Origin of the sequence: Streptomyces sp. 5K101, assembly GCF_046506645.1 — a bacterium.
In the GTDB taxonomy this organism is placed as follows: Bacteria; Actinomycetota; Actinomycetes; order Streptomycetales; family Streptomycetaceae; genus Streptomyces.
On the sequence record NZ_JBKFFO010000012.1, the window covers coordinates 26499 to 45878 of the forward strand.

Consider the following 19380-nt stretch of genomic DNA (forward strand, 5'->3'; position numbering starts at 1 on the left):
GGTGAACGAAGCACTGGCGGTCCTCGAACTGTCGTTGCACCGGACCGTCAGGTGGTACGTGCCCGGCGCCGCGTTGTTGCGGACACGGGCCGTGGCGGTGGCCCTGCCCTGGTCACCGCCCAGGTAGTCATTGTTGCGGCTGCCGTTGTTGCCAAAACGGTTGCCACCGTCGCCACCGCGGTTGCCACCGTCGCCACCGCGGTTGCCCCCGTCGCCACCGCGGTTGCCCCCGTCGCCGCCGCGGTTGCCCCCCTCGTCACCACGGTTGCCGCCGTCACCGCCACGGCCACCGTCGCCGCCGAAGTTGCCGCCGTCACCGCCACGGCCCCCCTCGTCACCACGGTTGCCGCCGTCACTGCCACGGCCCCCCTCGTCACCACGGTTGCCACCGTCGCCGCCGAAGTTGCCGCCGTCGCCACCACGGCCACCGCCGTCGCCGCCGAAGTTGCCCCCATCGCCACCACGGCCGCCACCGTCGCCGCCGAAGTTGCCGCCGTCACCGCCACGGCCACCGTCGCCGCCACGGTTGCCCCCCTCGTCACCACGGTTGCCACCGTTGCCACCACGGCCGCCGTCGCCACCACGGTTGCCACCGTCACCGCCACGGCCACCGCCGTCGCCGCCACGGCCGCCACCGTCGCCACCACGGCCACCGCCGTCACCACCGCGGTTGCCCCCCTCGTCACCACGGTTCACGCCGTCACCGCCACGACCACCGCCACGGTCGCCACCGTCACCGCCACGGAAGCCGCCACCGTCGCCGCCACGACCACCGCCGCGGTCGCCGCCGTCGCCGCCGAGGGAGAGCACGGCATCGGGGAAGGCATTCGAGCGGACGACGCCACCGCGGTGGCAACCGTCCACGCTGATCGTCAGGATGCCTCCGGGGAAGACCGCGGACGGGCTGACATGGACGTTCCTCGGGCCGTCGCCACCGCCGGCGGCGGCCAGCGGAGCGCAGAGCCCGACGGCCGCGAAGGCGGTCGCGGTCGCCGCGAGAGCGCGTGTAGCACGCATGGTTGAACCTCCAGCGGAAGACGCTCCGGAGCGGCGCTCCGGCAGATTCGACGAGGACGCCTTCCATGACGAACCCTCATTGCAGGTGATGTACGACGCATTTCGGCCTTGGTCCACCCCGGTGAGCCGACACGCCGTGCCGAGACCCGTCCCCTGACGGATTCGCAGGTCACAGACCGTCAGGATTATTATCCATCGATTACTCGGATGGGTCATGCCGAGGGGTCCGCCACCCGTTCGCCTTTCCCTTCTCGCCGCGCCGGCCGGACGCGCTTAGCGTGACCGCATGCGCACAAAGGGGAGAACCACGGGCCAGGACATCTACGGCTCCGAGCCGAGACGACGCTCGCCCTGGGGCGTGCTGGCCCTCGTCATGCTCAGCGGAATCGCGCTGATGAGGAACGGTATCGACGTCGGGATCGGGCCCCCGCAGCCCGCGGTCGCCGCGTCGCTCGGCAAACACGCAGGTGAAACGTTCCTGCCCGTGCCGCTCGAACCGCTGCCGTACTCGCCTCCTGCCCGGGTGCGCGTCTCCACGATCAAGGTGGACGCCCCGATCATGGACGTGGGCCTGGACGAGAAGGGGTGGATCGCAGCACCGCCTCCCCAGGACCCCAACCTCGCGGGCTGGTACCAGAACGGTGTGGCTCCCGGCCAGCGCGGCACCGCCGTGCTCGTCGGGCATGTCGACAACCAGGCGGGCCCGGCGGTGTTCTACGGTCTCGGCTCGGTGAAGCCGGGGCATGTGGTCGAGGTGCCGCGGCTGGACGGCAGGACGGCCGTCTTCGAGGTGTACGGCGTGGAGGTGTTCGCCAAGAACGACTTCCCCGGGGTCCGCGTCTACGGCGACACCGGGTCGCCCGAGCTGCGGGTCATCACCTGCGGGGGCGGCTATTCCAAGGCGCACGGCTACGACGCCAACGTCGTCGTGTTCGCGCGTATGGTCAGCACCCGCTGACGGACGGCCGTTGCCGGCCACGGGCCGTGGCCGGCCGGCCGCCGCGCTCAGCGGCGCGGGACGGTGATGCGGTAGCCCTCCTCCAGCAGCTTCGGCAGGTAGGTACGCAGGGCCGCGACGCTCTGGGAGCGGTTGCCGCCCGCGTCGTGGGAGAGCACGACGACCCCCGGGGCCGCGCCGTCCAGTACACGCCGGACGATGGTGCGGGTGCCGGGTGTCGTCCAGTCCAGCGTGTCCAGAGTCCAGGCCAGCGGTTCCATGCCGAGCTCGGCACCGATCTCGAAGCTGTGCCGGTTCCACGCTCCGTAGGGCGCCCGGTACCAGAGCGGTGCCGCACCCACCGTCTTCTCGACGACCTCGCTGGTCCTGGCGAGTTCGGCGCGGACCCGGTGCGGCGCCAGGCTGGGGACGAGCGGGTGGGACCAGGTGTGGTTGCCGATCACATGGCCGTCGTCGGTCATCTCCCGCAGCAGATCCCGCTCGCGCGTCGCCATCGCCCCGCAGACGAAGAACATCGCCGGCACGCCGTGCTCCCGCAGGGTCGCGAGGACGTCACGGGTGTAGCGGGGGTCCGGCCCGTCGTCGAAGGTGAGCACCATCGTGCGGTCCATCGCGGGCACCTTGAGGAAGGGCCTCGTACGCACCGGCGGGACCGCACGGCTCAGACTCCCGGGGAAGTAGGCGGTCATGGGCTGGAGACGGTAGGACGACGCCTGCGGCGGCCACGCCGCGGCCTGCGGGCCCGCGGCGCGGCCGGGTGGGCCGGGAGCGGGCGGGGGCGTGGTGCGACGGGATGCGGTGGGCTCGCCGTCCAACAGCCCGCCGACGACGGCGGCACCGCCGAGGCCGGCGGCGAGGCGGAGTACCGAGCGGCGTCCACGGAGCAGCTGGTCCTTGTCCATGGCCCATGGCTCGCACGGCTGCTGCCCCGGGCAACTGAGCGACACCGTGTTGCGGGGCGGAATGACCCGATGGGACCAGTGCCCGGCCCGGCGGGCGGCAGAGCCGCCGCCGGGGCGCGTCGTCGGCCGTTCGGGCGCGGGGGGCCGACGGCACGCGGCGGGTGAGGGCGGTCGGGCGTCCGGCACCGTGCCGTCCGCCGCCGGGCGACGGCCGTAGCCGTCCGGCCGACCGCTCGCCGCACCACTCGCCGCTCGGTGCGACCGTTCGTCGACGACCGCGGTGCGGCGTCTGTCGTTGTGCGCCCGGATGCGTTCGGATACGGCACGTGGCAGCGACCGACGGGTGAAAGGGTGTTTGGCGATGGCAACGGCGACCGCGACGACCGACGAGCGTGCCATGGCGGAGCTGCAGCGCGACCACGGTCCCGCCCTCATGAGCTTCCTGCTCGGCCTCACCTACGGGGACCAGCAGCGTGCCGAGGACCTGCTGCAGGAGACGCTGGTGCGCGCGTGGCAGCACCCAGAGGCGTTCGAGGGCCCTTACGAGTCGATGCGGCCCTGGCTCTTCACCGTCGGCCGGCGTCTCGCCATCGACGCGCGGCGCTCCCGGCTCGCGCGCCCCACGGAGATCGGCGACGGCGTCCTCGCCACCACACCGGACCCGGCGGACCCGACCGAGAGCACGGCCCTGGCCCTCGACGTCCGGGCCGCGATCGGCTCCCTGAGCCCCGAGCACCGCGCCGTGCTCGTGCAGATCTACTTCCTCGGGCTGAGCGTGAACGAGGCCGCACAGGCGCTCGGCGTCCCGCCGGGGACGGTCAAGTCGCGCTCGTACTACGCACTGCGCGCCCTCGCCAGGTCCCTACCGGGCTACAGCAGGCGCGCCGTCCCGTCCGCCCCGCCGGCCCCGGTGCCGCACTCCGTGCACACGGACCACGACCACGGCGTGTCCGTATGCCAAACGTCACGCCGGAGTTGAGCAAAGAAGGGCCCCCGGCCGTCTTGGACGGTGGAGGCTCGTCATCGAACCCCGGACGCGGTCGAGAGGAAAGTGGGTGGGAGGCGTGCAGCGCGAGAGTGCCAACGGCGCCGGGGGACCGGGACTTTCGGTCCCCATGGCGTGGCTGTGCGCCGAGTACACGGCCGAGGAGATGCTGCGGGCCGGCGCGCTCGTCGAGTACGGCTCACTGGAGTTCCGGGCGGGACGCCGGACCCTGGCGCTGACGATCCACCTGTGCGACGGCCCGGGAGCGCCGGAGGCGGTGCGCTCGGCGTCCACGATCGACGAGTGGCTGTCGCTGACCTCGTACGGACACCCCTGGCAGGAGTGGGTCGAGGAACGGCTTGCCACCAGGGCCGCCCGGGAACGGCACTGCGGCCCGGACCCCGATCTGGCGCTCGCGAACGCCGCCTGGGAGTGGCTGCGCACCACCGAACTGTTCGCGACCGACCTCGGGGACCTGGAGCCCTGGCATCCGGCGCTCCCGCTCGCCCCCGGCGTGGACGAGGGGAGCAAGGTGTGGACCCCGGCCTGGCAGCTGGGACTGCCGCTGGGCCATCTGGCGATCCACCTGTGGTGAGGGCCGCGTCCGGCAATCCACCGCGTCCGGCGATCCACTGGTGGTGAGGACCGCGCCACGGCCGGACGGCCTCAGTCGACGCGCCGTCCCGCCGATGAGTGCACGCCCGCACGGTACTTGGGGATCCGGATCGTGATCTTCATGCCGGCTCCGGCGGCCGTCTCGATGACGAGCCCGTAGTCGTCGCCGTACACCTGGCGCAGCCGCTCGTCGACGTTCAGCAGCCCGATGCCCGACGAGGTGGACCGCTCCCCCGCGAGGATCGCGCGCAGCTCGTCGGGGTCCATGCCCACCCCGTCGTCCTCGATCGTGACCGTCGCCTCCGAGCCCGCGTCCTGGGCGGCGATCGTGATGCGGCACTCGTGCCGGGAGTCCTCCAGGCCGTGCTTGACGGCGTTCTCGACGAGGGGCTGCAGGCACAGGAACGGCAGGGTCACCGGCAGCACCTCGGGGGCCACCTGCAGCGTGACCTTCAGCCGGTCGCCGAAGCGGGCGCCCGCGAGCGCGAGGTACTGCTCGATGCAGCGCAGTTCGTCCGCGAGGTGGGTGAACTCGCCGTGCCGGCGGAAGGAGTAGCGGGTGAAGTCGGCGAACTCCAACAGGAGGTCCCGGGCACGCTCCGGGTCGGTCCGGACGAACGAGGCGATCGCGGCGAGCGAGTTGAAGATGAAGTGGGGGGAGATCTGGGCGCGCAGGGCGCGGATCTCCGCCTCGATCAGCCGGGTGCGGGAGCGGTCCAGTTCGGCGAGTTCCAGCTGGACGGAGACCCAGCGGGCGACCTCGGTCGCCGCCCGCACCAGCACCGCCGACTCCCTGGAACCGTAGGCCACCAGGGTGCCGAGCACCCCCTCCTCTCCGGTCAGCGGCGCGATGACCACCCAGCGCAGCGGGCACTCCAGGTCCTCGCAGTCGCCGTGCACGCTCTGGCTGCGCCCCGACTCCAGCACCTGCGCCACCCGCACCATCACCTGCCGCTCGTGGTGGTCGGCACCCGGCCCGTCCCACGCGAGGACGCGGTCGCGGTCGGTCAGGGACAGCGCCTCGGTGCCGAGCAGGGAACGCAGGCGCCTGGCCGCCTTGCGCGCCGTGTCCTCCGTCAGCCCCGCGCGCAGCGGCGGGGCGGCGAGGGAGGCGGTGTGCAGGGTGTGGAAGGTGGCGTGCTCGACGGGCGTGCCGAGGTCGAGGTCCGGCCGTACGCCGCGCCGGGCACCGGCCCTGAGGGCGAGGCCCAGCGCCACTCCGACGGCCAGCAGCAGGGCGCCCGCCACGGCCAGTGCTGCCGCTTGTGTACCGGTCATCGCTCCGCTCCTTCGGGCTGCGGCCGGCCGGCGAGGTCCTCCGGGAGATGCAGCCGGGCGAGGATCGCGGCGGCGCCGGCGGGTATGTGGCGCGCGGTGGCCAGCGAGACGGCCACCATCGTCAGGAAGCCGAGCGGTACGGACCACAGCGCGGGCCACGCCATCAGCGTGTGCGGCCAGCCGTCCGGTGCGAGGCCCGCCCGGGTGGCCATGACCGCGGTCAGGGCCGAGCCGCCGCCGAGGACCAGGCCGGCGGCCGCGCCGGGCGGGGTGAGCCGGCGCCACCAGATGCCCAGCACGAGCAACGGGCAGAAGGACGACGCGGCGACGGCGAAGGCGAGTCCGACCGCGTCGGCCACCGGAACGTTGCTCGTCACCACGGACAGGCCCAGCGGCGCGGCCATGGCGAGCAGGGTCGCGAGCCGGAAGTGCCGGACGCCTCGCGAGGGCAGGACATCCTGGTTGATGACCCCGGCCACCGACATCGTGAGCCCGGAGGCCGTAGACAGGAAGGCGGCGAACGCGCCTCCCGCCAGCAGTGCGCCGAGCAGCTCCCCCGCGAGGCCGCCGATCATCCGCTCGGGCAGGACGAGCACAGCCGCGTCGGCGGCACCGGTCAGGGCCAGTTCGGGCGCGTAGATGCGGCCGAGGGCGCCGTAGACGGGCGGCAGCAGGTAGAAGCCGCCGATCAGGCCGAGCACGACGAGGGTGGTGCGGCGGGCGGCGCGGCCGTTGGGACTGGTGTAGAAGCGGACGGCGACGTGCGGCAGGCCCATGGTGCCGAGGAAGGTGGCGAGGATGAGGCCGTACGTCGCGTACAGCTGGTAGCCGTCCCGTCCGCCGGACAGGGGCTGGGACCAGCTGACCGGGTCCGTGCCGGAGCCGGTCCGCTCGGGCACCTCGGCGCCCTTCGGCAGGCGCAGCACGGTCCCCGCCTCGATGCGGTGGATGCCCTCGCCGAGGGTGACCTTCTCGCCGTGGTGGCGCATGTCGTCGACCGCGCCGGTGACGCGGACGGTGAGCGGTCCGTCGAGCTCGACGCGTACGGTGTCGCCGATCCGGACGTCGGTGTCCTCGCGGAGCACGGCCGGTGCGTCGAAGCGGGCGCGGGGCGCGTCGTCGCCCGCCCAGGCGGCGACGAGGAACAGCGCGGGCACCAGCAGGGCGGTCAGCTTGAGCCAGTACTGGAAGGCCTGCACGAAGGTGATGCTGCGCATGCCGCCGGCGGCGACGGCCCCGGTGACGACGACGGCGACGACCAGCGAGCCGAGCCAGTCCGGCGCACCCGTGAGGATCTGAAGGGTCAGCCCGGCCCCCTGCAGTTGGGGCAGCAGGTAGAGCCAGCCGATGCCGACGACGAAGAGGGACGCCAGCCTGCGGACGGCGGCGGACTCCAGGCGGGCCTCGGCGAAGTCGGAGAGCGTGTACGCGCCGGAGCGGCGCAGCGGGGCGGCGACGAGCACGAGGAGGACGAGGTAGCCGGCGGTGTAGCCGACCGGGTACCAGAGCATGTCCGGGCCCTGGAGCAGGACCAGTCCGGCTATGCCGAGGAAGGAGGCCGCGGAGAGGTACTCGCCGCTGATGGCGGCGGCGTTGAGGCCCGGCTTGACCGTGCGCGAGGCGACGTAGAAGTCGGAGGTGGTGCGGGAGATGCGCAGGCCGAGCGCGCCGATGAGGACGGTGGCGAGCACCACGACGGTGACCGCGGCCACCGCGTAGGTCTGGTTCACGGTCAACGGCCTTCGACGAGGCGGGTGAAGTCGCGCTCGTTGCGCTCGGCCCGGCGCACGTAGCGGCGGGCCGTCAGCCACATGACGGGGTAAACGCCGAAGCCGAGGGCGGCCCAGACGAACGGGGCCGGTGAGTCCGGCGATCCGCCGAGCACGGCGGGCAGGGCGAACAGGAGCGGCAGCGTGCCGACGAGGAGCACGAGGGCGCCGAGGGCGCCGAGGGCGGCCCGCAGCTGGCTGCGCATCAGGGAGCGGACGTACGTGGTGCCGAGTGTGGTCTGCTCGCTGATCTCGAACCGTGCGGGCGCGTGACCGGGGGGCCGCCGCGTGGCCCGCGGCACCCCGGTGACCACCTCGCGGCGCGGGGGCTGCTCTGCTGACATCGTCCGTCCGCTCCAGCGTCTGTTTCGGCGAAGGCGGGTGGATGGGGAGTCTACGCAGCGGCGATCACGGTGGGTAGGGGCGAGGCCAGTGCGGGCGCGGGCCCGCGCTGGCGCGGTAGCGCGCCTGCTCCGTCACCTGGGCCGACTCGGCTCCCCTCAGGGGCGGCGGCCGCGGCGAACGGGTGCCGGTCCCTGCGGGCACGGCCGGGCGGCGGCACGGGGCCCGGCGCGAGGCGGGGCCTGCCGATCCGCGACGGGCCACGGACACGCCTTGCGCGACAGACGACCTGCCGACGCCCGACGGGTCACGGGCACGGCCCGGCGCGAGGCGGGGCCTGCCCCTGGGGTCTCCGTTGTCGCCGGGGCCGGGCGGCTGCGGGTCAGTGCGGGCGCGGGCCCGTGCAGGCGCTGAGGGCGATCTCCAGTTCCACGTACGACTCCTCCGCCCGCCGGAACGCCACCTCCAGGGCCGCTTCGGTACGGGGACCCGCGAGGCCCCTGGACGCCTCGCGGATGTCCTCCAGCACGTCCGCCCAGCGGCCGGCCGCGCTGCGGGCGGCGGCGAGCAGTGCCTCCAGTTCGGCCGGGCCCGAGGGACGCGCCGACGGCAGTCCGTTCAACTCGTCCAGCAGTGCTTCGATGTCGGACATCAGGCCCCTTCTCCCCCGGCGCGATCAAGGTTAGGTCCGCTGCGCGCGGTGCGGGAGGCCGGCGGGGGGTGCCTCGCCCAGCGGGCCGCGTCCGTCGCCGTACGGCCCGCCGCCTGCGACGAACGGCTCCGCGCCGCCGCCGAACGGTCAGTCCGGGGCTCCGGCAGTGTGTCCGCCCGAGCCCCTGGGGCCTCGTGGGAGCATCAGCAGGTCGCGCAGCTGGCGCGCGTGGCGGCGGCTGACCGCCAGCTCGGCGGTGCCCACCCGGACGGTCGTCGTCCCGGCGTCCAGGCGGAGTTCGTCGATGCGGCCGAGGGCGACGAGGTGGCTCCGGTGGATCCGTACGAAGCCGCGCGACGCCCAGCGTTCCTCCAGCGTGGACAGCGGGATGCGGACCAGGTGGCTGCCCTCGGAGGTGTGGAGCCGCGCGTAGTCGCCCTGGGCCTCGACGTAGGTGATGTCGTCGACCGGTACGAAACGGGTCACACCACCCAGTTCGACGGGTATCTGCTCGGGTCCCGGCCCCGGCACCACTGTGGGCGGCGCGGCCGGCACGGGCTGGGGGCGCTGTGTGTCGCGCCGCGGGACGATCAGGTCCCGGACCCTGCGGACCGCCTCCGCGAGCCGTTCCCTGCGCACCGGCTTGAGGACGTAGTCGACGGCCTTGAGGTCGAAGGCCTGCACGGCGAAGCCCTCGTGCGCCGTGACGAACACGATCAGCGGCGGCCTGGCGAAGCCGGCGAGCAGCCGCGCGACGTCGAGCCCGGTCAGCCCGGCCATGTGGATGTCGAGGAAGACGACGTCGATGGCGTCGTCGCTGTCGGGGCCCGCTTCGAGTGCCCGCCCGATGCGCCGGAGCGCCTCGGTGGCGTCGGTGGCTCCTTCGGCGCTGCGGATCCGGGAGTCGGCCCGCAGGAGGTAGAGCAGTTCCTCGAGCGCCGGTTTCTCGTCGTCGACAGCCAGTACGCGCAGCATGCTGCGGAGTGTAGGCGCGGCCGGAAGCGACGACCACGCCCCGTTTTCCGTACGTCTTCGCGATCGCGTCCGGTGGCCGGCCGACGGGTTGAGCACGGCGACTTCCTGCTGCGTATTCCAGGGTGACCGCCCGTAACACGAGGAATCGAGGACCCCCCGATGAGCCGCCAGGAGCCGCACGAGGATGTGGCCGCCTATGCGCTGGGCGTCCTGGAACCCGCCGACGCGTTCCGTTTCGAGGAGCATCTCGCCGAGTGCGTCATGTGCGCGGTCCGGCTCTCGGACTTCACCGCCGTCGCCCGGGCCGTGGCCGAACTCGCCGGTCCGGCCCGTACCGACGCCCGCCCCTCGCCCCGTCTGCTGGACCGGCTCACCCAGCGCGTGGCGCTGGAACAGCGGAGCGCCCGCCGCCGGCGGCTGCGGCTGGCGGTCGCGGCGGCCGTGCTGATCGTCGGCCTGCCCGCCGCTGTGGTCGCGGCGGAGGACGGCGGCGGACGGGCGGAGCCGGTGCGGGTCGTGGCGGCCGACCCGGTGACGGGCGTACGGGCGTCGGTGGCCCTGGAGGACCGGACGTGGGGGACGTCGGTGGCGATGCGGCTGGCGGGACTGCCGGGGCCGCGCACGTGCCGGCTCATCGCGATCGGCAAGGACGGGGTGGAGCATCCGGTGCTCAGCTGGTGGGTGCCGGCCGGCGGGTACGGCGTCGCCGACGGTCCGGGGTACGCGGGGCCGCTGGACATCGAGGGGACCACCGGGCTGCACACGGGGGAGATCGGCCGCTGGGAGGTACGCGGCGACCGGGGTGAGCGGCTGCTCTCGATCGGGGGGTGAGCCGGGGGCGTACCGCGCGTCGGGCGCGGCGCTGCCCGGGAGGCGGGCAGCGGGACACGGGAAGGCGACGGAACGCCGTCACTTCAGCAGGCGCGACAGCCTCCGGTCGGCGAGCGGCTTCCCGCCCGTCTGGCATGTGGGGCAGTACTGCAGGGACGAGTCGCTGAACGACACCTCGCGGATGGTGTCCCCGCAGACCGGGCACGGCTGCCCGGTGCGCCCATGCACCCGCAGCCCGCTCTTCTTCTCGGACTTGAGCCGCCCCGCCGCCACGCCCCGCGAGCGTGCGACGGCCTCGGAGAGCGTGGTGCGCAGCGCCTCGTAGAGCACGTCGGTCTCGTGCTCGTCCAGGTTGTGGACCGGTTTGAAGGGCGACATCTTGGCGGCGTGCAGGATCTCGTCGCTGTAGGCGTTGCCGATGCCGGCGATCAGACTCTGGTCGCGCAGCGCGCCCTTGACCTGGCGCCGCTCCCCCGCGAGCGCCGCGGCGAAGGCGGCGCGGTCGAAGGAGTCGGCGAGCGGGTCGGGGCCGAGCGCGGACACGCCGGGCACATCGGCGGGGTCGCGGACGAGGTGCACAGCGAGGCGCTTGGTGGTGCCCGCCTCCGTGAGGTCGAAGCCGCCGCCGTCCGTCAGCACCGTGCGCAGGGCGAGCGGCCCCTTGCCCGGCCGGGGTGGCGTCGCGGGGAACTCGTCCTTCCACTGGAGCCAGCCGGCGCGGGCGAGATGGACGACGAGATGCAGGCCGGCGGCGGTGATGTCAAGCCATTTGCCGTGCCGGTCGACGGCGGTGACCTCGGCCCCCTCGAGCGCGGTCAGCGGCGGATCGTACGTCTTGAGGACGCTGACGGCCACGGGCATGACACGGGCGATCCGGCGGCCGACGAGATGGCCGTCGAGGAACTCTCGGAGTGCTTCGACCTCGGGCAGTTCGGGCATGTCTCCACCCTGCCGCACGGGGCGGCCCACCGCACCAAGTGCGGCCCGTCGCGCGCGGGTGTCATACGCGAGGGACTGCCACACCTCCTCACCGGTGGCGGCGGTGGCGGCGGCGCCGTCCGAGCGTCGGCGAGGACCGGGTCTACAGCATGGAGATCGACCCCCTCCTCGCCCACTGGCTTGCACCGTCGTCGAGACGTCCGGCGGGCCGAGCCGAGTCACCGGCTCCGGACGGACTCGGCGCCGAACCACCGGATGAGTTCGGCGCGTGAGGTGATGCGCAACTGCTGGAAGACACGGCGAAGGTGGTAGTCGACCGTGCGCGGGCTCAGGCAGAGCCGTGCTGCCACGTCCTTGTTGGTCGCGCCCGTCGCGACCAACTGGACGATCTCGCGCTGACGGTCGGTCAGGCCGGCGGTCCCTGCCGGGCGGGCCGCGTGGGCACCGTCCGTGGCTTCGGCACTCGCGTTGTCACCGCCGGCGCGCAGCTCCGCACGGACCCGGTCGAGCCACAGCCGGGCCCGATGCCTGCCAAAGATCTCCGCGGCCTCCCGGAGCTGGACACGGGACTCCGCCCGCCGGCGTTCGCGCCGTCTACGACCTCATGAACCACGCGCCCCAGAGCAAGACCGTCTACATCACCTTCACCTTCACCTATGAACCCGCCGCCGGTTCACAGCTCCGGCCCGTGACGCCGATCTGGCTGGATGCGGGCGGCTGTCTCGGCAGTGCGTACGAGGCTCCGGTGGGCGTCAGCGAAAAGGTCAGGCGGTGGCGCTCCACCATTTCCGGACGGCTCGTCCACATGCGCAGCCACCTGCACCACGCGGGCCGTTCGGTGCGTACGGAGAACCTCACCACGGGAAAGCTGCTGTGCAACATCGTCGCGGAAGAGGGCGGGAGCCCCGAATTCATCGACCTCCACGGCAACACGGAGATATCGGCCATGCCGCCGTGCAGCGGAGATGCGCTCCGCACCATCGAGCGGGGCGACGTGCTGCAGATCACCAGCAGGTACGAGAGCGCAGGACACGCGCACGGCGGCGTCATGGGCATCATGGCCGGCTGGGTGGCCGAAGACTGATGAGTGCCGCAGGGGCGTGGGACGGATCGGTTCCGGGGACCGGCGTCCCGCCGGAGGGCTGGGGCGGCCGGCGCCCTGGTCTGTCTGGTGTGGGCGGTCGGCGTGTGGGTGGCGCTGCACCTCGACGCCGGCCCGGCGCTGCGCGCCGTGGCACTCTTCGTGCACCTGGCAGCGCTGATCCTGGGGCTCGGCACCGTGCAGACCATTGACTACTACGGGCTGCTCTGGTTGCTGGGGCGGCGCACTCTGCGCCAAGTGCTGGACTTCACCGGGCCGTTGCATGTGCCCGATCGGGTTCCTCAACGGCCAGTCCTGAGCGGAGCCAGTGATCCCTTTGTGCGGTCGAAGGGGCACCGGCGGCCGTCCGCCCACGGCGGCCGCCGCTGTCCGGCCCGCGCCCGGTACGTCGTCCCGCGCGACCCGCTGTCACACCGCGGTGAGGCCACCGTCCACCCCCAGGCTCTGGCCGGTGATGTACGAGGCCCGATCCGAGAGGAGGAACGTGAACCGCCTCCGCCACCTGCCAGGCGGTGCCCTGACGGCCGCGCGGAATGATCGGACCACTGAGGCGGAGTCAACCGGCGTGCACGGAGAATCCCCGAGCAGACCAGCCATCGACCCGATCTATCCCGCCGTACGCACGTGAGCCCCATGGCCGACGAGGCTCAGCAGGGCGTCCAGCTCCTCGCGCGTCGCGCCCGCCAGACGGTCGAGGTCGGGCAGCGCCTTGCCGTCGGCGACCAGCCCGATGTGCACCTGGCCTCCGTACGTCGACATGGCCACCGCCAGCGACTGCCCCCGGGCGAGCGGCGCCATCGGGTAGATCTCGCGCAGGGGGCACCCGCCGAGGGACAGGGCCGAGCGCGGCAGCGGCACGCTGGTGACGAGGACGTCGAAGAGCATCCGTGCGGCGCCGCCCGCGAGCGGGGCGCCGAACCGGTGGGCCAGGGGCGGCAGTTGGTCGGCGAGCAGCGCGACGGCTCCGGCGCCGCGCGCCGGTCCCGCCGCCTTGTTGCGGTCCATGGCCTTGCGGACGGAGGCGAGACGCGCCAGCGGGTCGGGCTCGGCGACGGGCAGTTCGACCAGGTAGGCGGACAGCTTGTTCCCCGAGCCGGACGGACTGCCGGGGCGGCGTCGCGAGACCGGCACCAGGGCCCGGGGGCACGCGGCGGGCAGCCGTTCGCCGCGCTCGCGCATCCAGCGCCGGAGCGCGCCGGCGACGACGGCGAGCAGCACGTCGTTGGCGGTGCCGCCCGCGACCCGGCGCACCTGCTGCACGTCGTCCAGCGGCAGCACGGCGGTGCCGAGCCGTCGGGTGCCGCTCGGGGCCGCGGTCAGGGCGGGCAGTCCGCGCGGGTCGAGCCGGCTGGCCCGTACGACGGAGGCGCCGACGCCGACCGCGCGGCCCAGCTCCTCGATACGGCTCTGGGCGAGGTCGGCGAGCATGCGGGGCCCGGCGAGCCAGGAGCGCGGCGGCACGGGGCGGGTGCGGCGGCCACCGGTACGGCGGGCGTCGGCGATCTCGTCGAAGATGCCCGCGCCGATGGCGACGGCGCGCATGCCGTCGGCGAGCGCATGGTGGAGCTTGACGAGGACGGCGAAGCGTTCGTCGCGGGGGTCGCGCAGGAGGTACATCTCCCACGGGGGCAGGCCGCGTTCGAGCGGACGCTCCATCAGCTCACCGGCCGCCGCGGTGACCTCGGCGGCGAAGTCGTCGCCGGTCAGGCACACCTCCCGGACGTGGCGCCGCACGTCGAAGTCCTTTGCGGTGCTCCAGGCGGCTCCGCCGACGGGCAGCAGGACGTCCCGCACCCGCATCCTCAGCCGGGGGATCGCGGCGGCCCGCTCCGCGAGCAGGTCGAGGACGCCGCCGGCGCCCCCGCCGCCGGGCCGCGGAGCGAAGAGGGCGAGGGCGCCGAGGTGCATGGGATGACCGTCGGATTCCAGATGCCAGAACGCCAGGTCGAGCGGGGCGAGAAGCTCAGTGCTCACGTGGTCCTCATGTCTCTGGGAGGCCGGGAATCGCAGTCAACATCTTCCGGTCGGTTACGGTCAAGTACGATCGCTGCACGGACAGTTAACAGTCGCCGACCATCAGATCCCCGACCGGTCCGGAATGATGAACTCGCACCACACGCACTTGCCGCTGCCGCGCGACTCCACGCCCCACGACTCGGCCAGCCGCTCGACCAGCATCAGCCCCCGTCCCGACACCGCGGACTCCCCCGCGTCCCGCCTGCGCGGGAGCACGCTGGAGCGGTCCTCGACCTCCACCCTCAGTCGCCGCTCGACGCCCGACAGCACCCGTACGGTGACGACGGCCCCGCCGTCCGTGTGCAGCAGCGCGTTGGTGATCAACTCGTCGGCGGCCAGCTCGACCTCGTCGACGCGCTCGCGCGCGCCCCAGGCCCGTACGGCGGCGCGCACCATCTGCCGAGACGACCGCAGCGCCTCCGGATCGTTCTGCCCGACGTGCTGCCGAAGGCGGCCGCCCGCCTCGGCCGCGTAGGCCCCTTTGCGGCGCAGCAGCAGCATGGCCACGTCGTCGTCACCGGCTCGCTCGTCGACGACCTCGCACAGCCGGTCGGCGAGCAGCTGGATGTCGCGCGGCCCGCCGTGCACCAGGGCGGCAAGCAGCTGCATCCCGTCGTCGAGATCGGCGCCCGGCTGTTCGACCAGGCCGTCCGTGTAGAGCAACAGCGTCTGTCCGGGGTCCAGTTCGACGGTGCTGACCGGGTATTCGAGCCGGCCGAACTCGGCCGAGAGCCCGAGCGGCAGCCCGCCCTGCACCGGCAGCCTGCGGCAGCTGCCGTCCCGGTCCCGGACCAGCGGATCGACGTGGCCCGCGCGCACCATCTGCACCACGCCGGTGGTCAGGTCCACCTCGGCGTACGTGCACGTCGCGAACCGGTCGGTGTCGAGTTCGTGCAGGAAGGCCGACGACCTGGCCATCACCGTGGCGGGGGTGTGCCCCTCGGCCGCGTACGCCCGCAGCACGATGCGCAGCTGGCCCATGACGGCTGCGGCGTGCGTGTCGTGGCCCTGCACGTCGCCGATGACGGCGCCGACCCGGCCGCCGGGCAGCGCGATGATGTCGTACCAGTCGCCGCCGATGTCGCGGCCGAGGCGGGCGGAGCGGTAGCGCACGGCGATCTGGGCTCCGGGCACCTCCGGGATGCGGCGGGGCAGCATCGCCTGCTGCAGCCCTTCGGCGAGGTCCTGCTCCTGCTCGTACAGCACGGCGCGCTGGAGGCTCTGCGCGATGCTGCTGCCGAGGGCGACCAGCAGATTGCGTTCCTCCGTCGTGAAACCGATCTTGTCGCGGTACAGCAGGCCGAGCGCCCCGATGGGCCGGGCCTGGGCGATGAGCGGCAGATAGGCGGCCGCGGATATGTCGAGGTCGCCGATGGCGTGCCACAGCCGGGGGTAGGACTCGGCGAAGTCCTGCTTCGACTCGATGAAGCGGGGGGTGAGCGTGCGCACCACCTCGCTCATCGGGTACTGCTCGTCGACGCGGGTGACGCGGGTGCCCGGGACGAAGGAGCCCTCCGGCCCCTCGGCGACCAGGCGGATGCGTCCGGATTCGAGCAGGCCCATCACCAGGCTGGTCGCGCCGAGGTGTTCGAGGCCGTGCGAGTTCTTCAGCAGCTCGATGACGTCCTGGACGGTGCGGGCATGGGCGAGGGCGGCCGTCGTCGTCTCGACGACGTTGGTCTGGCGGCGGCGTTCCTCGTCCACCTCGATGCGCGCGCTGGAGTCGGCGAGCTCCTGGGTGGCGTCCCGCACGATGCCGATGATGCGGACCGGACGACCGCTCGCGTCGCGCCGCACACACGCCTGGGTGTGCGTCCAGCGCAGGGTCCCGTCGCGGCAGCGGATGCGGAAGTACACGCCGTAGTGGTCGCTCCCACGCTTCAGCGCCTGCGCCACCATGCTGTCCAGGCGGACGGCCTCGTCCGCCGGCACCCGTGCGGCCAGGCTCGCCGGGCGGCCGTCGTACTCGTCCGGGTGCAGATCGAACACGTCGAGGCCGGACTCGTCCATGTGCATCAGACCGCTGGCGAGGTCCCAGTCGAAGGAGCCCATGCGATTGAGCGTCAGACTCACGTCCGCGTGCGCCGGCCAGTCGTCGGGGAGCGACAGGGCACCCGCTGCCCGATCAGCCATGGAGCCACTCTGCCATCATTCGGCGCATTCCACGAGCCGATCGGGCAGGGTCCCCTCAGCCCTGGTGGGTGTCGGGCGCGATGTCGTCCGGGACGGCCACGGGCGCGGGCGCGACGTCGTCCGGGACAGCCGCGGGCGCGACGTCGTCCGGGACGGCCGCGGGCGCGGGCGCGACGTCGTCCGGACCGGGAGCCAGGTCGTCCGCGGCGGGCCGGAAGGTGCCCTCTGAGCGCGGCACCGGGTCCGGCTCGACCGGAGCCTGCGGCTCGGCGTCGGGGGCCGGCGGCACGGGAACGCCCTGGTCCTGCGAGCCCTGAGGCAGGTCCGCGGGGGGCGCGTCCACCGGGTCCCTCGGCTCGGCGGGCGCCTGCGGCGCGGGCACCGCGTTCTGGGGAGCGGGGACGTCGGGCGTCGGAGCCGCGGGAGCCGGGATGTCGGGCGTCGGAGCCGGCGGGGCCGGGATGTCGGGCGTCGGAGCCGGCGGGGCCGGGAGATCGGGTGCCGGAGCCTGGGCGGAGGGCGTGCCGTCGGGCCCGGCACCGCCGGAGGATTCGGTACGCGTCAGGTCCGTGAACACCTCGTCGGGGTCGACGGGCGGCAGGACCTCGGGCCGGGCGTCCTCCTCGCCGTCGGTACCGGCGGGCCGTTCGATCCAGGTGCCGTCGGCGGTGTTCACGATCAGCAGGTTGTTGACGACCTGGCCGGCCGGCTTGATCACGAGCACCCGGTCGGCACGGTAGCCCGGCCACTGGTCGCCCTTGGTCACGACCGCCTGCTCGGCGGCGACGGGCGGCTTCAGCGGATTGCCGCCGGCGCAGCGGACCCGGGGAGCGCCGTACTGGTCGACGAGCACCGCGGTGCCGGTCTGGAGGACGGCCTGGTAGCCGGCCGCCTTGCCGTCGCGGAACGCGTTTCCGGTGACGCGGGTGTCGGAGCGCAGGACGACCGAGGTGAGGCCGCGCAGGAACTGCGGGATGTCGGCTTGGTCGATGCCGGCGCCCTCGGCGAAGGCCCGGGCCTTGTCCTGGTCGGTGGCGAGGAGACGGACCTGCGCCTCGACGTCGCAGCTGGCGATCTGCTGGGTGCCGCCGTACAGGCCCGGGGTCGAGCCCGACAGGGTGCGCAGGGCGGTGCCGGCGCCGGACGGGCTCCTGGGCGCCGCGGTGACGGGCGGCGGCGCGAAGGCGGGCGCGGGGAAGGCGGTCGACGCCGTGAAGGGATCGGGGCCCTGGGCCGCGATCGGCTGGAGGAGCAGTTCCTCCGGGTCAGCCGCCCGGCTCTCGCCGCCGCAACCGGCGGCCACGGACCCCACACACAGCACGGCGATCGCCGTGAACAAAGGACGCATCGGTGAGCGCACCAAGATCTCCCGCCTTCCGCAACTCGAGATGTCCCTCAAGTTCTGACGGACAGACAGAAGCGGCGCGACTTGAACACGTTCAGTTCACCCTCTAGGCTCCGCCGTGAGGAATTGAACATGTTCAAGCCAGGGGAGGGGTGCCTGATGTCCGCACTGGTCAACGTGATCGTGATGCTGGGAATGCTCTTCGTGGTGCCCGCCGGACTGTGTCTGATGGACCCGGTCCGGCTCGCGCCCGTTCGGCGCACATGGCCGCTGTTCGCGGTGGCCGGATCGGTCGCCCTGTGGCTGCCCCGCGGCACGGCCGCCGTCGCACTCGCCGCCGTCTACGCACTGGGCACGCTGGTGCTGGCCGTACAGGCACCGAGGCGGCTGCTGCGCACCCGCTCGCTCGCCCCGGCGGAGTGCGCCGTACTCACCGCGCTGGTGACGCCCTCGGTCGCCGGTGTCGCGCTGGTCGCCGAGCGGGCCGGTCACGAGCTCTTCGGGTTCTCCCTGCCGATCCTGGCGCTCACCGTGCCCCACTTCCACTTCGCGGGCTTCGCGGCGGCGCTGGTGGCGGGCCTGGTGTGCGGGGCCGCGGACGGGACCGGACTGGCCCGGTTCGCGGCCCTGAGCGTGCCGGCCGGCACCCTGCTCGTGCTCGGCGGCTACTTCACCGGCGACCGGGCCGAACTGGCCGGGGCACTGGTACTGACGGCCGGAATGTGGGCCGTGGCCCTGCTGACCTGGCGCGACGTCCGCGCCGGCGTCCGGGACCGCGTCACGCGGGCTTTGCTCGGCATCTCGGCGGCCGTACTGGTGGCGACGATGCTGCTCGCGCTGAGCTGGGCCGTCGGCGAAGCGGCGGACCTCCCCCACCCGAACCTGACCTGGATGGCCGCCACCCACGGCCTCGGCAACGCACTGGGCTTCGCCCTCTGCTCGGTGCTCGCCTGGCGACGACTGAAGGAGACCCCCGCATGAACCGCCCGGACACCCGTGGCCCGCTCACCTACGCCGAGGTCGGCGCCACCCGCAGCTGCCCGCTGCCCGACGGCTACCACCACCTGCACCACACGGCCCGCATCGGCCGCGGCCGCGCGGCCTTCGAGGCGGCCGGGGCCGCGGTGACCGGGTGGGGCATGCACCGCGGCTCGGGGGCCCGGGTGCGCGCCACCGCCGACCGGGCCGAGGCCGGCGTGGGCGTCCAGGTCTCGCTGGGCGCCGGGCCCCTGCGGCTGACCGCGCCGTGCGAGGTCGTCTGGACGGTCCACGAGAAGGACAGGACGGGCTTCGCGTACGGAACGCTGCCCGGTCACCCGGAGTGCGGCGAGGAGGCGTTCACGGTCGACCTGCACGACGACGGTTCGGTGTGGTTCACGGTCCTCGCCTTCAGCCGGCCCGCCGCCTGGTACACCCGGCTCGCCGGCCCGCTCGTCCCCGTGGCGCAGCGGCTCTACGCCCGGCGGCTCGGGCGCACGCTGCACCGGATCGCCGCGTCGGCCGGGTGCCCGGCCGGCTGAT

At 73.5% G+C, this 19380-nt stretch carries 19 protein-coding genes; 8 read left to right on the forward strand and 11 right to left on the reverse strand.

Annotated elements, in window-relative coordinates:
• Positions 1-51 precede the first annotated feature (51 nt).
• Positions 52-1023: a hypothetical protein gene (locus ACLB9X_RS22800; RefSeq protein WP_410362232.1), complete on the forward strand. Its 972-nt coding sequence runs from the start codon at positions 52-54 to the stop codon at positions 1021-1023.
• Positions 1024-1303: 280 nt separating this feature from the next.
• Positions 1304-1975 carry a class F sortase gene (locus ACLB9X_RS22805; RefSeq protein WP_410362233.1) on the forward strand — a complete coding sequence of 224 codons (672 nt, stop codon included), beginning with the start codon at positions 1304-1306 and terminating at the stop codon, positions 1973-1975.
• A gap of 47 nt (positions 1976-2022) precedes the next feature.
• Here ACLB9X_RS22805 and ACLB9X_RS22810 read toward each other — a convergent pair whose 3' ends face one another.
• The gene (locus tag ACLB9X_RS22810) at positions 2023-2877 is read right to left on the reverse strand and encodes a polysaccharide deacetylase family protein (protein ID WP_410362234.1); all 855 of its coding nucleotides are present in this window, start codon (positions 2875-2877) and stop codon (positions 2023-2025) included.
• A 361-nt stretch (positions 2878-3238) separates the two neighbouring features.
• Here ACLB9X_RS22810 and ACLB9X_RS22815 point away from each other — a divergent pair, with 361 nt between their 5' ends.
• Both ACLB9X_RS22815 and ACLB9X_RS22820 read left to right on the forward strand, forming a co-directional pair.
• Positions 3239-3856, forward strand: a complete 618-nt coding sequence (locus ACLB9X_RS22815) for a sigma-70 family RNA polymerase sigma factor (protein ID WP_410362235.1) — start codon at positions 3239-3241, stop codon at positions 3854-3856.
• Between the two features lie 85 nt (positions 3857-3941).
• Positions 3942-4457 carry a hypothetical protein gene (locus ACLB9X_RS22820; protein WP_410362236.1) on the forward strand — a complete coding sequence of 172 codons (516 nt, stop codon included), beginning with the start codon at positions 3942-3944 and terminating at the stop codon, positions 4455-4457.
• 71 nt (positions 4458-4528) lie between these two features.
• On the opposite strand, the gene ACLB9X_RS22825 is transcribed toward ACLB9X_RS22820, so the two are convergent.
• The 5 genes from ACLB9X_RS22825 to ACLB9X_RS22845 all read right to left on the reverse strand — a co-directional run bounded on the left by ACLB9X_RS22825 (position 4529) and on the right by ACLB9X_RS22845 (position 9493).
• Positions 4529-5755, reverse strand: a complete 1227-nt coding sequence (locus tag ACLB9X_RS22825) for a sensor histidine kinase (RefSeq protein WP_410362237.1) — start codon at positions 5753-5755, stop codon at positions 4529-4531.
• Complete coding sequence (locus ACLB9X_RS22830; protein ID WP_410362238.1) at positions 5752-7485, reverse strand: cation acetate symporter; 1734 nt, start codon at positions 7483-7485, stop codon at positions 5752-5754. Before ACLB9X_RS22830 ends, ACLB9X_RS22825 begins: the two co-directional genes overlap by 4 nt.
• Before the next feature lie 2 nt (positions 7486-7487).
• Entirely contained in the window at positions 7488-7868 is a 381-nt protein-coding gene (locus ACLB9X_RS22835; RefSeq protein WP_410362239.1) for a hypothetical protein, read from the reverse strand.
• A gap of 380 nt (positions 7869-8248) precedes the next feature.
• Complete coding sequence (locus tag ACLB9X_RS22840; protein ID WP_410362240.1) at positions 8249-8518, reverse strand: hypothetical protein; 270 nt, start codon at positions 8516-8518, stop codon at positions 8249-8251.
• Between the two features lie 147 nt (positions 8519-8665).
• Complete coding sequence (locus tag ACLB9X_RS22845; protein ID WP_410362241.1) at positions 8666-9493, reverse strand: LytR/AlgR family response regulator transcription factor; 828 nt, start codon at positions 9491-9493, stop codon at positions 8666-8668.
• Positions 9494-9652: 159 nt separating this feature from the next.
• On the opposite strand from ACLB9X_RS22845, the gene ACLB9X_RS22850 reads away from it, so the two are divergent.
• Entirely contained in the window at positions 9653-10324 is a 672-nt protein-coding gene (locus ACLB9X_RS22850) for an anti-sigma factor family protein (RefSeq protein WP_410362242.1), read from the forward strand.
• A 78-nt stretch (positions 10325-10402) separates the two neighbouring features.
• Here ACLB9X_RS22850 and ACLB9X_RS22855 read toward each other — a convergent pair whose 3' ends face one another.
• Together ACLB9X_RS22855 and ACLB9X_RS22860 are read right to left on the reverse strand one after the other, a co-directional pair.
• Positions 10403-11263 (reverse strand): Fpg/Nei family DNA glycosylase, encoded by an 861-nt coding sequence (locus ACLB9X_RS22855; protein ID WP_410362243.1) that lies wholly within the window; start codon positions 11261-11263, stop codon positions 10403-10405.
• Positions 11264-11481: 218 nt separating this feature from the next.
• Positions 11482-11802 (reverse strand): helix-turn-helix domain-containing protein, encoded by a 321-nt coding sequence (locus tag ACLB9X_RS22860; protein ID WP_410362413.1) that lies wholly within the window; start codon positions 11800-11802, stop codon positions 11482-11484.
• 65 nt (positions 11803-11867) lie between these two features.
• Between ACLB9X_RS22860 and ACLB9X_RS22865 the strand changes: the two genes are divergently transcribed.
• Entirely contained in the window at positions 11868-12347 is a 480-nt protein-coding gene (locus ACLB9X_RS22865; RefSeq protein WP_410362244.1) for a hypothetical protein, read from the forward strand.
• Positions 12348-12971: 624 nt separating this feature from the next.
• Here the strand turns inward: ACLB9X_RS22865 and ACLB9X_RS22870 are convergent.
• The 3 genes from ACLB9X_RS22870 to ACLB9X_RS22880 all read right to left on the reverse strand — a co-directional run bounded on the left by ACLB9X_RS22870 (position 12972) and on the right by ACLB9X_RS22880 (position 17862).
• Positions 12972-14339 (reverse strand): wax ester/triacylglycerol synthase family O-acyltransferase, encoded by a 1368-nt coding sequence (locus tag ACLB9X_RS22870; RefSeq protein WP_410362245.1) that lies wholly within the window; start codon positions 14337-14339, stop codon positions 12972-12974.
• Between the two features lie 102 nt (positions 14340-14441).
• The gene (locus tag ACLB9X_RS22875; protein WP_410362246.1) at positions 14442-16514 is read right to left on the reverse strand and encodes a SpoIIE family protein phosphatase; all 2073 of its coding nucleotides are present in this window, start codon (positions 16512-16514) and stop codon (positions 14442-14444) included.
• A gap of 55 nt (positions 16515-16569) precedes the next feature.
• Positions 16570-17862, reverse strand: a complete 1293-nt coding sequence (locus ACLB9X_RS22880) for a DUF6777 domain-containing protein (RefSeq protein ID WP_410362247.1) — start codon at positions 17860-17862, stop codon at positions 16570-16572.
• 156 nt (positions 17863-18018) lie between these two features.
• Here ACLB9X_RS22880 and ACLB9X_RS22885 point away from each other — a divergent pair, with 156 nt between their 5' ends.
• Both ACLB9X_RS22885 and ACLB9X_RS22890 read left to right on the forward strand, forming a co-directional pair.
• Complete coding sequence (locus ACLB9X_RS22885) at positions 18019-18840, forward strand: YndJ family protein (protein WP_410362414.1); 822 nt, start codon at positions 18019-18021, stop codon at positions 18838-18840.
• The gene (locus tag ACLB9X_RS22890; RefSeq protein WP_410362248.1) at positions 18837-19379 is read left to right on the forward strand and encodes a DUF1990 family protein; all 543 of its coding nucleotides are present in this window, start codon (positions 18837-18839) and stop codon (positions 19377-19379) included. The genes ACLB9X_RS22885 and ACLB9X_RS22890 overlap by 4 nt, the downstream gene beginning before the upstream one ends.
• Position 19380: the final 1 nt, after the last annotated feature.